Source organism: Micromonospora chokoriensis (assembly GCF_900091505.1).
In the GTDB taxonomy this organism is placed as follows: Bacteria; Actinomycetota; Actinomycetes; order Mycobacteriales; family Micromonosporaceae; genus Micromonospora; species Micromonospora chokoriensis.
The window spans coordinates 2,937,095-2,949,233 of the sequence record NZ_LT607409.1 but is presented as its reverse complement, the minus strand read 5'-3'; the positions used below and the strand labels follow the sequence as shown (position 1 = coordinate 2,949,233).

Below are 12,139 nucleotides of genomic sequence, written 5' to 3'. Positions count from 1 at the left end.
GTCGGCCGGGACTTGATCGACTCGGTTTCACGGAATCGGCGGTGTCGACAACACTCGGACACCCCGGTCTTGGCGAAACCGAGTCGATCACCGCCGTGCGCCTCCAGGGCAGGCCCTCAGGACGGGCCGCCCGGGCGCGTGGCGTCAGTTCCGGCCGGGCGGCGGCGCGAACACGCCGAGGTGGTTGCCGGCGGGATCGAGCAGGTGGGCGAGGGTGAGACCGGCCGGCGTCGTACGCGGGGCGACCAGCACCTTGCCGCCGGCCGCCTCGGCCTGCCGGCAGGTCTCCGCCACGTCGGTGACCTCGGCGTAGAACACCGCGTAGTTCGGTGACGTCCCGTCGGTCGCCCGGATCGCTCCGCCGATTCCGGTGCCGCCACCGGCACCGGTCACCCGGTAGGAGCCGCCGTCGGCCGTTCCCTGTTCCTCGAAGGTCCAACCGAACAGCTCCCCGTAGAAGCGCTCCGCCTCCTCCGGTCGGTCCGTGCCGATCTCGAACCAGGTGATGGGCGTGGTCGTGGACATCTGCTGCCTCCAAGGCTTTCCGTGCCGGCTCTGCGGCCGTCGTCTCGGAGCAGTCTCCGGACCGTCCGCGACACCGTCCTGTCGGTGTTTCCCGATCACCCGACGGGGTTTCCGCCGGCACCGGACCCGACACGCCCGCAACGGGCCGCCCCGACTCGTCTCAGACCAGGCTCAGTGCGCGGACCCGTACGCGGGGAATGTCCAGATCGTCCGGGCGGAACTCGCGGGACACCACGTCGGGCAGCGCCTGGACGCTGCGGATCCGGTCGGTACGGAAGCACCGCAGCTCGTCGCGCAGCCGGCACCAGGCCACCAGATACCAGTGGCGGGTGTTGCCGAGGTAGCCCAGCGGCTCGACGTCGCGCAGCGAGCCCGTGCCGTCGCGGTCGGCGTACCTGATGCGGAGCACCCGCCGTGCGGCGACCGCGTCGGCGACGACGGCCGGGACGGGTGTCGCCGGCCCGTCGCCGACCAGGTGCACGCGGCCGGCGAGACGGTGCGCCTCGACGGCGTCAGCCGGCGGCAACACCGCCACCAGTTTGCGCAGCGCGGTGGCGCCCGGCCCGGCGAACGGCGTGCCGGCGAGCCGGTGCAGCGCGACGGCCATCGCGACCGCCTCGGCGGCGGTCAGGTTGACCGGCGGCAGGGTACGGGCGCGGTCCACCACGTAACCGCCGGTGCGCCCGGGCTCGGCCCAGATCGGCACCCCGGCCTCCTGAAGAGCGCCGATGTCCCGTTCGATGGTGCGGCTGCTCACCTCGAAACGCGCGGCCAACCAGCGGGCGCTGCGCGGCCTCGGTGACACCGCCCGCAGCTCCTCGACCAGGGCGTAGAGACGGTCCGTGCGGTTCATTCCCGGCACCCTACGGCCGGGGTACGACGCCCGCGCGGGCCTCGACCGGCCGGAGATCGTGGACGGTTTCCGTCAGCGGCTGACGGAAAGCGGCTGCCGGAGACCGTCCACGATCGTGACGCCCTGCCGGCGTCGTCAGGCGATGCAGGCGCAGACGATCAGCGCGGCCCCGAAGTGGGTGGCGGCGCTGACCCGGGCCGCCGGGTGCGGCTCGGGCGAGCAGATGACCTCGCCGAGCTTGCCCGGGGTGAGCAGGTCCAGCACGAAGAAGGCCAGCGCCATGATGGCCAGCCCGACCAGCCCGAACACCACGGTGGAGGCGAGCCCCTTGCCGAAGTCGCTGTAGCTGGTCAGGATCGCGGTGAACACGATCCCGGCGATGCCGAGCTGGTTCGCGGCGAGCAACAGCCCGGCGTTGGCGTTGCGGTCGACCCAGATCAGGTCCCGCAGCCGGCCCGGGGTCAGCAGGTCGACCAGCCCGAACCCGGCCGCCATCAGCCCGACGCCTACGATCCCGAACACGACGCTCTGCCAGGCACCGCTGAGCAGATCCTCCAGCACCGACTGCCTCCCGACTCTCCGCCCGGAGGGGTACCGGCGCGGTGATCGAGACGATAGCGGCAGGGCGCAACCGCGTCAGCCCCGCCGCTACAGCGCCAGGTAGCGCTGCCGCTCGTACGGGGTGACCTCGCGACGGTACTGCTCCCACTCGGCCCGCTTGTTGCGCAGGAAGAAGTCGAAGACGTGCTCGCCGAGCACCTCGGCGACCAGCTCGGACTCGGCCATCACGTCGATCGCCTCGGCCAGGTTCTCCGGCAACGCCTCGTAGCCCATCGCACGCCGCTCCGCGCTGGTCAGCGACCAGACGTCGTCCTCGGCACCGGGCGGCAGCTCGTACCCCTCCTCGATGCCCTTCAGGCCGGCGCCGAGCAGCACCGCGAAGGCGAGGTACGGGTTGGTCGCCGAGTCCAGCGAGCGGACCTCGACCCGGGCCGAGTTGGGCTTGCCGTACGCGGGCACGCGGACCAGTGCGGACCGGTTCAGGTGGCCCCAGCAGACGTACGCCGGGCTCTCGGTGATGCGGTCCGGCAGGTGCTGCGGGAAGAGCCGCTTGTACGAGTTGACCCACTGGTTGGTGACCGCCGTGTACTCCCGGGCGTGCACCAGCAGGCCGGCGATGAACGACTTCGCCACCTTGGAGAGCTTCATCGGGTCGCCGCTGTCGTGGAAGGCGTTGCGCTCCCCCTCGAACAGCGACAGGTGGGTGTGCATCCCGCTGCCCGGCTGGTCGGTGAAGGGCTTCGGCATGAAGCTGGCCTGCACTCCGGTGGAGAGTGCCACCTCCTTCACCACGTGCCGGAAGGTCATGATGTTGTCGGCGGTGGTCAGCGCGTCGGCGTAGCGCAGGTCGATCTCCTGCTGGCCGGGCGCGACCTCGTGGTGGCTGAACTCCACCGAGATGCCGATGCGCTCCAACGCCAGCACGCCCTGGCGGCGGAAGTCGCGGGCCACGGCGTGGGTGGTGTGCTCGAAGTAGCCGCCGGTGTCGACGGGGGTGGGCACCGAGCCGTCCTGCGGACCGTTCTCCAGCAGGAAGAACTCGATCTCCGGGTGGGTGTAGAAGGTGAAGCCCTTCTCGGCGGCCTTGGACAGCGCCCGGCGCAGCACGTGCCGGGGGTCGGCCCAGGACGGCCCACCGTCGGGGAGCAGGATGTCGCAGAACATCCGGGCGCTCTCGCCGCTGACCCCGCCCTCGAACGGGAAGACCTGGAAGGTGGTCGGGTCGGGCATGGCGACCATGTCCGATTCGAAGACCCGGGCGAAGCCCTCGATCGCCGAACCGTCGAAGCCGATGCCCTCCTCGAAGGCCGCCTCCAACTCCGCTGGCGCGACCGAGACGCTCTTCAGCGTGCCCAGCACGTCGGTGAACCACAGCCGGACGAACCGGATGTCCCGCTCTTCCAGCGTACGGAGGACGAACTCCTGCTGACGGTCCACTTCCCCAACCCCTCGCGACGCTCATTTGTCCGCATTGGCCGGGCTGCACCCGACCTGATCGCCCAGTCTTCCCGGGCCTGGTTACGCAGACGTTACGCGAACTGCCGCCGGTCGTCCCCTCACCTCCCGCCCGACGGACGTACGCCCCCGCCGCAACACCCAGCCCGGGCCGCACCGCGCGGCGGACACACCCGCCGTGGCGTGGCGGCCATCTCGTCCGAGGGGTGGGAAACACCTGCGGAGGCTGGGGCAAGATGAGGACATGCCCACCCTGCGTCTCGCCCTGTCCCAGGTCAATCCGAGCGTCGGCGACCTCGCCGGAAACGCCGACCTGGTCCGCAGCTGGACTCGCCAGGCCGCCGATGCCGGTGCCCAGTTGGTGCTCTTCCCGGAGATGATGCTCACCGGCTACCCGGTCGAGGACCTGGTCTTCCGGCGTTCCTTCGTGGCCGCTTCCCGGGCCGCCGTGGAGCGGCTCGCGGCCGACCTCGCCGCGGACGGCCTCGGTGAGGTGCCGGTCGTGGTCGGCTACCTGGACGCCGACGGGCCACCGCAGGTCAGCGGCGACGCCGAGCCGGGCCGGGGCGCCCGAAACGCCGCCGCGCTGCTGCACCGGGGCACCGTCGCCGCCCGCTACTTCAAGCACCACCTGCCCAACTACGGCGTCTTCGACGAGGACCGCTACTTCGTCTCCGGCGACGCGCTGACCGTGGTGCGGATCGGCGGCGTGGACGTCGCGCTGACCATCTGCGAGGACCTGTGGCAGGCCGGGGGTCCGTTCGCCGCCGCCCGGCGCGCGGGCGTCGGCCTGGTGGTCAACATCAACGGTTCGCCGTACGAGCTGAACAAGGACGACGTCCGGTTGCCGCTGGTGCGCCGCCGGGCCGCCGAGGCGGGCGCCGCCATCGCGTACGTGAACATGGTCGGCGGCCAGGACGAGCTGGTGTTCGAGGGCGACTCGATGATCGTCACCGCGGACGGTGACCTGCTCACCCGGGCCCCCCAGTTCGTCGAGCACCTGCTCCTGCACGACGTCGAACTGCCGACCGCCACCGACCTGCCGACCGGGGAGTCCGTCGCGGACGGCATGCGCATCGTGCGCAGCGCGATCGACGGCATCCCGGCCGCACCGACCGGCCCGGCCGCCACCGGAGGTCTGATCGAGCCGGTGGCCGACGAGGCTGAGGTGTGGCAGGCGCTGGTCCTCGGTCTGCGCGACTACGTCAACAAGAACCGGTTCCCGTCGGTGGTGCTCGGCCTCTCCGGCGGCATCGACTCGGCGGTGGTGGCCGCGTTGGCCGTCGACGCCCTCGGACCGGACCGGGTGGTCGGGGTGTCGCTGCCCAGCCAGCACTCCTCCGAACACTCCCGGGAGGACGCCGCGGACCTGGCCAAGCGCACCGGCCTGGACTACCGCATCGAGCCGATCCAGCCGATGGTGGACGGCTTCCTGGCCAACCTGTCGCTGGCCGGTGTGGCGGTGGAGAACCTGCAGGCCCGCGTCCGTGGCGTGATCCTGATGGCGCTGTCGAACCAGGAGGGCCACCTGGTGCTGACCACCGGCAACAAGAGTGAGCTGGCGGTCGGCTACTCCACCCTGTACGGCGACTCGGTGGGCGGTTTCAACCCGGTGAAGGACGTCTGGAAGACGCTCATCTGGCGACTCGCGAAGTGGCGCAACACGGACGCGGCGCGGCGCGGCGAGACCCCTCCGATCCCGGAGAACTCGATCGGCAAGCCGCCGAGCGCCGAGCTGAGCCCGGGGCAGCTCGACAGCGACAGCCTGCCCGAGTACGACGTGCTGGACCCGATCCTGATCGGCTACGTCGACGGCGACCTCGGCCGTGACGGGCTGGTCGAGTCGGGTCACGACCCGGCGGTGGTGGACAAGGTGCTGCGGCTGGTGGATACCGCCGAGTACAAGCGACGGCAGTCCGCGCCGGGCACGAAGATCTCGATGAAGGCGTTCGGTCGGGACCGCCGCCTGCCGATCACCAACCGGTGGCGCGAGCACGGCTGAGGCGTACACCCTGGGGTGTCGGGTCGGTGGCACGGCCCGGCACCGCCTCGCGGCGCCGCGCGCGACGGCCTTGCGGCTCTGTCGCCGGTGGCCTCGCGTCGCGGTGGAGTGACATCTTGCACTGGGCCCTGCCATCGCCCCGTCTCGCGGTGCGACGATCGCGACGGAACCCGGGGACCGCGCACGCGGCCTCGAGGAAGGGAGACAGAGATGGTGGAGTCCACTCCGAACGAGGTGACCGCGCTGTACGGCGGCCCGGCCACCCGGCGGGTCCGCACCCGGGACCTGATCGCCGCGAAGGAACGCGGTGAGCGGTGGCCGATGCTCACCTCCTACGACCAGTACACGGCGTCGATCTTCGACCAGGCCGGTGTGCCGGTGCTGCTGGTCGGCGACTCGGCCGCGAACAACGTGTTCGGCTACGAGACGACCCTGCCGATCACCGCCGACGAGCTGCTTCCGCTGGTACGGGCCGTGGTGCGGGCGACCCGGCAGTCACTGATCGTGGGTGACCTGCCGTTCGGCTCGTACGAGGAGGGGCCGGCCCAGGCGCTACGCACCGCCGTGCGGTTCATGAAGGAGGGCGGCTGCCACGCGGTGAAGCTGGAGGGTGGCCGTCGCTGCGCCGCGCAGATCGCCGCGATCGTCGGCGCGGGCATCCCGGTGATGGCGCACATCGGTTTCACCCCGCAGAGCGAACACACCCTGGGTGGCTACCGCGTGCAGGGCCGGGGCGACGCCGCCGACGAGGTGCTGGCCGACGCCCGGGCGGTGGCCGAGGCGGGCGCGTTCGCCGTGGTGCTGGAGATGGTGCCCGGCGAGGTGGCCAAGCGGATCACCACCGAGCTGCCGATCCCGACCGTGGGCATCGGCGCGGGCCCGGACACCGACGGGCAGGTGCTGGTATGGCAGGACATGGCGGGCCTGCGCACCGGGAAGACGCCACGCTTCGTCAAGCGGTACGCGGACCTGGCCGGCGCCCTCACCGACGCCACCCGCCGGTTCGCCGACGAGGTCCGGGGTGGGGAGTTCCCCGCCGCCGAGCACACCTTCTAGAGCCGACAGCGGCGTGATCCACTCGGGTTCGCCGATGTCGGGGTGTCCCCGGCACCGGGACACCGCGATGTCACCGAACCCGAGTGGATCACGCCGATTGTCGGACCGGGAACCCGGTCAGACGTCGGTGACGCGGATGCCGGCGTGCGCCTTGTAGCGCTTGTTGATGGCGATCAGGTTGGCGGTGAACGCCTCGACCTGATGGGCGTTGCGCAGCCGGCCGGCGTAGATGCCGCGCATCCCCGGAATCCGCGCCGCGAGTGCACCGACGATGCCGACCAGTTCGCGGTCCTCGGTGCAGATCAGCACGTCCAGGTCGATCCGGTCGACCTCGGGGTCGGCCAGCAGCGGGGCGCTGACGTGGTTGAACGCCGCGCAGACGCGGGAGTCGGGCAGGAGCGCGGCGGCCTGCTGCACGGCGCTGCCCTCGGCGACGGTCAGCGCGTACGGGCCCTGCTTGTCGAAGCCCAGCGGGTTCACGCAGTCGACGACGATCTTGCCCGCGAGCGGCTCGGCGAGGGCGGCGACGGTGGCGGCGTGCCCGTCCCACGGCACCGCGATGATCACCACGTCGCTGCGTCGGGCCACCTCGTCGTTGGCCGCGCCGGTGACACTGCCGTCGGCCGGTACGCCGGGCAGCGCGGCGATCTCGGCGGCGGACTCGGCGGCCCGCTCGGCGTTGCGGGAACCGATCAGCACCGTCTGCCCGGCCCGTGCGAACCGGTAGGCGAGGCCCCGCCCCTGGTCACCGGTGCCACCGATGATGCCGACTGTCAGCCCGGACACGTCGGGGAGCGTGCTCGCGTCGTATGCCATGCGGTCATCCTCGCAAACCGTCCGGCCCGGCACCGCGTCAGGCCGCCGTCGCCCGGGTCGGTCCGGCCGACGCGGAGAACCCCGTGCGGCACCGCGTCGGACCGCCGTCGCCCGGGTCGCTCGGGCCAGCGCGGTAAAGCCGGCCCGGCACCGCGTCAGGCCAGCTCGAACACGACGGTGCGGGCCGCCGGGTCGGCGGTGACCAGGCGGACCCGGACCCGTTCACCGAGCGGCAGTTGCCCGAGGCAGCGGGCACGTACCGGAGGGGCGTCCAGGGCCACGGTGCCGCCCGGCGGTCGAGGCCGGGACCGGCCGTTGGGCGGGGCGTCGACGTCGAGGACGGCGGCGTCGAAGGTCTCGCCCACCCGGTGCTCCAGCACGGCGGCCTCGGCCAGGTCGACGGCGCCCCGGGCAGCCGCCGAGGCGGTCCGGTCGGTGCTCGCCATCACCTCGGGCAGCCGGGGCAACGCGGCGCGGGCCCAGTCGGGCACCGGCTGACCGGCGTGCAGCGCCAGGCACACCTCGGTGGCGTACCGGTCGGCGAGGCGTCGCAAGGGCGCCGTGACGTGGGCGTACGCCGCCGCCACACCGCCGTGCTCCGGCTGCTCCGGCACGGTCCCGTCGAAGGCGGTGTACGCGGCCCCGCGCATCAGCTCGGCCGCCTGGTCGATGAACGCGGCGGCGCGCGGCTGGGAGGCGTCCAGACCGGCGATCACCTGACCGGGGCCCATCTCGTCCGGCCAGTGCACGCCCAACGGCGCGGCGGCGGCCCGTAGCCGCTGCACGGCCTCCGGCTTCGGTGCCGGCATGGTCCGCAGCAACCCGACCCGGCCGGCCAGCATGATGTCGGCGGCGGCCATCCCGGTCAGCAGGGAGATCTGGGCGTTGTGCTCCTCCATCGGCACCGGTGCGCGCAGCACCAGTTGCCAGCCCTCGCCGTCGGGCTCCAGGTCCTGCTCGGGCAGCGGCAGGTTGATCGCGCCGCGCCGCAACCCGCGCGCGGTCAGCAGGTCCCCGATCTCGGGCAGGAGCGCGATCGGGTCGGGTAGCCGACCGGCCTCGGCTGCCGCCTGCACCCCGGTGTAGTCGAGTTTGGCCCGGCTGCGGACCAGTGCGCGTTCCAGCTCGACCGCCACCGTGCCGCCCTCGGCGTCCAGGTCGATCGTCCAGATCACCGCCGCCCGGTCGTCGTCGGGCAGGAGACTGGCCGCGCCCTCGCTGAGCGTGTGGGGGTGCAGCGGCACGTTGCCGTCGGGCAGGTAGATGGTCTGCCCGCGCCGCCAGGTCTCCGCCTCCAACGCGCCGCCCGGCCGGACGTGGGCGGCGACGTCGGCGATCGCGTACCGGACCCGGTAGCCCCCGCCGGGGCGGCGGGCGAGGTGCATCGCCTGGTCCAGGTCGCGCGAGGTCGCCGGGTCGACGGTGACGAACGGCACGTCGGTGCGGTCGACGGGCGGACGGGGCGGCACGCTCGCCGCCTCGTCCGCCTCACGCTGGGCGTCGGGCGGGAACTCCTCGGGCAGGCCGAGTTCGCGGCGCAGCGCGCCGAAGTCGATGCGGGGCGCGAGTACGCGTCGGATGACCACGGGTCAATCCTGACAGCGCCGCCGGTGATCCGCTTCCGGTGACCGGCCGAGATGTCCGCCCGGCGAGCCGGGGCGGCCCGCTCAGCCGGTGGCCTTCCGGGCGGTGCTGCGCGTACCCCTGGGGGCGGTGGCGCGCGCGGCGACCGGACGGGCCGGCGTCTTGCGGGCGGTGACCTTGCGGGCCGGGGCCTTCGCCGTGGTCGTGGTCCTCTTCGCCGGCGCCTTCTTCGCCGCGGCCTTGCGCGCGGTGGTCGACGAGGTGCCGGTCACCTTCGCGGCGGGTGCCGTCCTGGCCGGGGCCTTGCGGGCGCCACCGCTGGGGCGGGTGGACGCGGCCTTCTTGGCCGGGGCCTTCTTGGCGGCTGCCTTCGTCGCGGCCGTCTTCTTCGCCACCGTCTTCTTGGCGGCGGACACCGTCGTCGCGGTCTTCCGGGCCGGCGCCTTCGCCGCGGTCGCGGTCTTGCGCGCCGGCGCCTTCGCCGCGGTGGCGGTCTTGCGCGCCGTTGCCCTCGTCGCGGTGGCGGCCTTGCGGGCCGGCGCCTTCGCCGCGGCGGTGGTCTTCCGCGCGGCCGAGGTGGTGGTCTTCTTCGCGGCGCTCACTGTCTTCTTCGCCGCCGCGGTGGTCTTCTTCGCGGTACCCGTGGTCTTCCGCGCGGCGGTGGTGGTCTTCTTCGCCGGGGCCTTCTTGGCCGTCGTGGCCCGGCTGGTCGTGGTGGTCCTGCCCGTCGTGGTGGCCTTCTTCGCGGGGGCTTTCCTGGCCGCCGCGGTGGTCTTCTTGGCCGGGGCACGCCCCGCGCCGCCGGCCGCCTTACGCGCCGGGGCCTTCGCCGCCGTCGCACCGGCGGTGGACTTGCGTACGGGGGTGGTCCGGCTCGCCGCCGTGTTCCGTTCCGCCGCGGCGGTCTTCTTCGCGGTGGTCCGTCGGGCAGCCGGGCGGGTGGTGGCCTGCTGTGCTTCGGCCATCGTGGTTCCCTCCTTGGGGACGTGCTCTCGCGTCCTCGCGGAGCACGAAATGCCTCGGCGCGAGCCGTCCCGCGCCGCCTATTTGTCCTCCCCGGCCCAACGAGCGTCCTCGGCATCCCACGCCTCGTTCCGCTCCTGCACTCGTTGCAGGGCGTTCTCCGCGTCGGCCGCCGAGTCGTACGGGCCGAGTACGTGCTTCGCCGGACACACGTCGGCGTCCGTCTCGACCCGGTGATGCCGGGTGCACCAGTAGAACTGCCCACCACGTCCGCTGTCGCTCATGGGAATCACTGTGCACCGCGATCCGGTCGGCCGCCACCGGATCGCACAAGTCGCCGACCCTCTCCACAGTAGATATGCATGGCGTTCGTCGGGCCGGAACAGCAAAAGAAGCGCAGGCGGGGACACTTTCCCCACCGGCTGTCGTCGGCTGAACGGCCAGTTCCGGCGTACGGCATGGGCGTTCGGCGGTGGCGGAGCCCGACGTGGCGTGACGGGACGGCGCCGACCGGCGGGCTCCTGCCTATGATCGCCGGGTGGGAACACCGGACTACATCGTGGGCATGCGCAAGCATGTCGGGCACGACCTGCTCTGGCTGCCCAGCGTCAGCGCGGTGGTCCGCAACGACGCCGGGGAGCTGCTGCTCGGTCAGCGTGCCGACGACGGCCGCTGGTCGGTCATCAGTGGTTTCGTCGAGCCGGGCGAACAGCCGGCCGCGGCGCTGGTCCGCGAGGTGCGGGAGGAGACGGGTCTGGAGGTCGCGCCGGTGCGGTTGTCCAGCGCCGTCTCGCACCCGCACACCTACCCCAACGCGGACCGCTGCGAATACCTCAACCTGGGTTTCCTGTGCCGGCTGGTGTCCGGCACCGCCCGGGTCAACGACGACGAGTCGTTGGCCGTCGGGTGGTTCCCGGTGGACCGGTTGCCCGAGTTGGACAAGCACGCCCTGCTGGTCCTCGCGTACGCGTTGCGCGACAACCCGGTCGCCGGCTACCTGGAGCCGGGCATCACCTGGGACGACGTACCCGACTGAGGTTCACACCGGGGTCGCCGCGAGGGCTACCTGCTCGGCGGGGGCCGCCCGGGCCGCCCGGATGGTGTACGCGAGGGCGTACGGCATGCAGGCCAGGTAGAGCAGGGGCTCCACCCGCAGTTGGTAGCCGATCAGCTGGAAGACCTCCCAGGGGATGTGCTGCGGCACGCCGACGCTCCAGCCTGTCCAGGCGGCGACGAGCCACAGCGGCGCGGCGAGCCAACCGACGTCGTCCGGTCGCAGGGCACCGCTGAGCGGGCCGGCGCCGCTGCCCATCGGGAGGGTGTCGACGACGGCGCGGATCACCGCGAGGTCGGTCGCCGCGAGCGCGCCGAGCACGCCCACCCCCCAGGCGGCGCGGGGGCGGTGCCGGGCGGCGAGGCTCGCCGCGGCCCAGAGCGCGAGGGTCAGGCCGGCCAGCCACAGCAACAGACCGGGTACGGCACGGGGCAGGTCGTCCGGGTAGATGACGTACAGGAGCGGGACCGCCGCCGCACCGATGGGGAGCACCACGCCGAGCGCGATCCGCAACGGGCCGTCGAGGGCGTTGTGCCGGGCCCAGCGGCTGACGAACACCGCCAGCAGGGTCGCCATCCCGACGGTGAGCGCCGTCCAGATCGGCTTCTCCACCCGGATCGCCCCGTTCGAGATCGGGATCTGGAACGGGAGGTAGGCGCTGCCGAGCACGATGCCGACGCAGGCGATCGGGGACAGCAGTAGCGCGGCTGCCGTGCGGCGGGCCCGCCGGTGCAGGGCGCTGCGGTCGACCACCGGGGTGCCGGCCCGGCTCACCGCGAGGCTCGCGGCGAAGCCGAGCATCTTCGTCCGACGGCCGTTCTCGGCGAGCACGTGCACCTCGGCGGCCCATTCGCGGCGCAGGTCGTCGCGGACGTCGACGGGCCAGCGGCGGGCGGCCATCTCCAACAGCAGCGCGGCGACCCGTCGGCTCACCATGCCGGCGCTCCGGTCGGCTCGGTGCCGCCCCACGATGGACGGCTGTCGGGGATCGCGGCGCGCAGGTCGGCGAGCGCCTGCCGGGCCCGCGTCACCCCGACGGCGGTGAGCCGGTAGTAGCGGCGGGCCGGCCGACCGGCCGCGACGGGATCGATGTCCTCCCAGTCGGCGGCCAGCCAGCCGGCCTCGGTGAGCCGGTGCAGCACCGGGTAGAGGGTGCCGCTGGGCAGGTCGGTCATCCGCATCAGGTCCAGCCCGTAGCGCTGCGCGTCGGGTTCGGCGAGCAGCGCCGCGAGCACCTTGGCTACCGGAATGGTCATCCGCATCCGGCAAC

At 72.8% G+C, this 12,139-nt stretch carries 13 protein-coding genes; 3 read left to right on the top strand and 10 right to left on the bottom strand.

Going from position 1 to position 12,139, the window contains the following annotated elements; genetic code table 11:
- Positions 1-144 precede the first annotated feature (144 nt).
- From GA0070612_RS14035 to glnA, 4 genes are all read right to left on the bottom strand, one after another.
- The gene (locus GA0070612_RS14035) at positions 145-525 is read right to left on the bottom strand and encodes a VOC family protein (protein ID WP_088988296.1); all 381 of its coding nucleotides are present in this window, start codon (positions 523-525) and stop codon (positions 145-147) included.
- Positions 526-685: 160 nt separating this feature from the next.
- On the bottom strand, positions 686-1,378 hold the full coding sequence (locus GA0070612_RS14030; RefSeq protein ID WP_088988295.1) for a helix-turn-helix transcriptional regulator: 693 nt from the start codon (positions 1,376-1,378) through the stop codon (positions 686-688).
- A gap of 135 nt (positions 1,379-1,513) precedes the next feature.
- Positions 1,514-1,939, bottom strand: a complete 426-nt coding sequence (locus GA0070612_RS14025; protein WP_088988294.1) for a DUF350 domain-containing protein — start codon at positions 1,937-1,939, stop codon at positions 1,514-1,516.
- 87 nt (positions 1,940-2,026) lie between these two features.
- Positions 2,027-3,376 (bottom strand): type I glutamate--ammonia ligase, encoded by a 1,350-nt coding sequence (gene glnA, locus GA0070612_RS14020; protein ID WP_088988293.1) that lies wholly within the window; start codon positions 3,374-3,376, stop codon positions 2,027-2,029.
- A 262-nt stretch (positions 3,377-3,638) separates the two neighbouring features.
- Here glnA and GA0070612_RS14015 point away from each other — a divergent pair, with 262 nt between their 5' ends.
- The gene (locus GA0070612_RS14015) at positions 3,639-5,396 is read left to right on the top strand and encodes an NAD+ synthase (protein ID WP_088988292.1); all 1,758 of its coding nucleotides are present in this window, start codon (positions 3,639-3,641) and stop codon (positions 5,394-5,396) included.
- Between the two features lie 210 nt (positions 5,397-5,606).
- The gene (gene panB, locus GA0070612_RS14010) at positions 5,607-6,452 is read left to right on the top strand and encodes a 3-methyl-2-oxobutanoate hydroxymethyltransferase (protein WP_088988291.1); all 846 of its coding nucleotides are present in this window, start codon (positions 5,607-5,609) and stop codon (positions 6,450-6,452) included.
- 117 nt (positions 6,453-6,569) lie between these two features.
- Here the strand turns inward: panB and npdG are convergent, their stop codons facing one another.
- The 4 genes from npdG to GA0070612_RS13990 form a co-directional block, all read right to left on the bottom strand.
- Entirely contained in the window at positions 6,570-7,268 is a 699-nt protein-coding gene (npdG, locus tag GA0070612_RS14005; protein WP_088988290.1) for an NADPH-dependent F420 reductase, read from the bottom strand.
- Between the two features lie 155 nt (positions 7,269-7,423).
- Positions 7,424-8,854 carry an RNB domain-containing ribonuclease gene (locus GA0070612_RS14000; protein WP_088988289.1) on the bottom strand — a complete coding sequence of 477 codons (1,431 nt, stop codon included), beginning with the start codon at positions 8,852-8,854 and terminating at the stop codon, positions 7,424-7,426.
- A gap of 81 nt (positions 8,855-8,935) precedes the next feature.
- Positions 8,936-9,817, bottom strand: a complete 882-nt coding sequence (locus tag GA0070612_RS13995; protein WP_088988288.1) for a histone — start codon at positions 9,815-9,817, stop codon at positions 8,936-8,938.
- 78 nt (positions 9,818-9,895) lie between these two features.
- On the bottom strand, positions 9,896-10,099 hold the full coding sequence (locus tag GA0070612_RS13990; protein ID WP_088988287.1) for a hypothetical protein: 204 nt from the start codon (positions 10,097-10,099) through the stop codon (positions 9,896-9,898).
- A 254-nt stretch (positions 10,100-10,353) separates the two neighbouring features.
- Between GA0070612_RS13990 and GA0070612_RS13985 the strand changes: the two genes are divergently transcribed.
- A complete protein-coding gene (locus GA0070612_RS13985) occupies positions 10,354-10,851 on the top strand; it encodes an NUDIX hydrolase (protein WP_088988286.1) in 498 nt (165 codons plus the stop codon).
- A 3-nt stretch (positions 10,852-10,854) separates the two neighbouring features.
- On the opposite strand, the gene GA0070612_RS13980 is transcribed toward GA0070612_RS13985, so the two are convergent.
- Entirely contained in the window at positions 10,855-11,805 is a 951-nt protein-coding gene (locus tag GA0070612_RS13980) for a hypothetical protein (protein ID WP_231924557.1), read from the bottom strand.
- Entirely contained in the window at positions 11,799-12,131 is a 333-nt protein-coding gene (locus GA0070612_RS13975; RefSeq protein ID WP_088988285.1) for a PadR family transcriptional regulator, read from the bottom strand. Before GA0070612_RS13975 ends, GA0070612_RS13980 begins: the two co-directional genes overlap by 7 nt.
- Positions 12,132-12,139 lie beyond the last annotated feature (8 nt).

What these genes read in the sequence shown, in the direction of transcription:
- GA0070612_RS14030 (WP_088988295.1), bottom strand. Translation starts at nt 1,378, where the DNA reads ATGAACCGCACGGACCGTCTCTACGCCCTGGTCGAGGAGCTGCGGGCG.
- GA0070612_RS13990 (WP_088988287.1), bottom strand. Translation starts at nt 10,099, where the DNA reads ATGAGCGACAGCGGACGTGGTGGGCAGTTCTACTGGTGCACCCGGCAT.
- GA0070612_RS13975 (WP_088988285.1), bottom strand. Translation starts at nt 12,131, where the DNA reads ATGCGGATGACCATTCCGGTAGCCAAGGTGCTCGCGGCGCTGCTCGCC.
- GA0070612_RS13980 (WP_231924557.1), bottom strand. Translation starts at nt 11,805, where the DNA reads ATGGTGAGCCGACGGGTCGCCGCGCTGCTGTTGGAGATGGCCGCCCGC.
- panB (WP_088988291.1), top strand. Translation starts at nt 5,607, where the DNA reads ATGGTGGAGTCCACTCCGAACGAGGTGACCGCGCTGTACGGCGGCCCG.
- GA0070612_RS13995 (WP_088988288.1), bottom strand. Translation starts at nt 9,817, where the DNA reads ATGGCCGAAGCACAGCAGGCCACCACCCGCCCGGCTGCCCGACGGACC.
- npdG (WP_088988290.1), bottom strand. Translation starts at nt 7,268, where the DNA reads ATGGCATACGACGCGAGCACGCTCCCCGACGTGTCCGGGCTGACAGTC.
- GA0070612_RS14015 (WP_088988292.1), top strand. Translation starts at nt 3,639, where the DNA reads ATGCCCACCCTGCGTCTCGCCCTGTCCCAGGTCAATCCGAGCGTCGGC.
- GA0070612_RS14035 (WP_088988296.1), bottom strand. Translation starts at nt 525, where the DNA reads ATGTCCACGACCACGCCCATCACCTGGTTCGAGATCGGCACGGACCGA.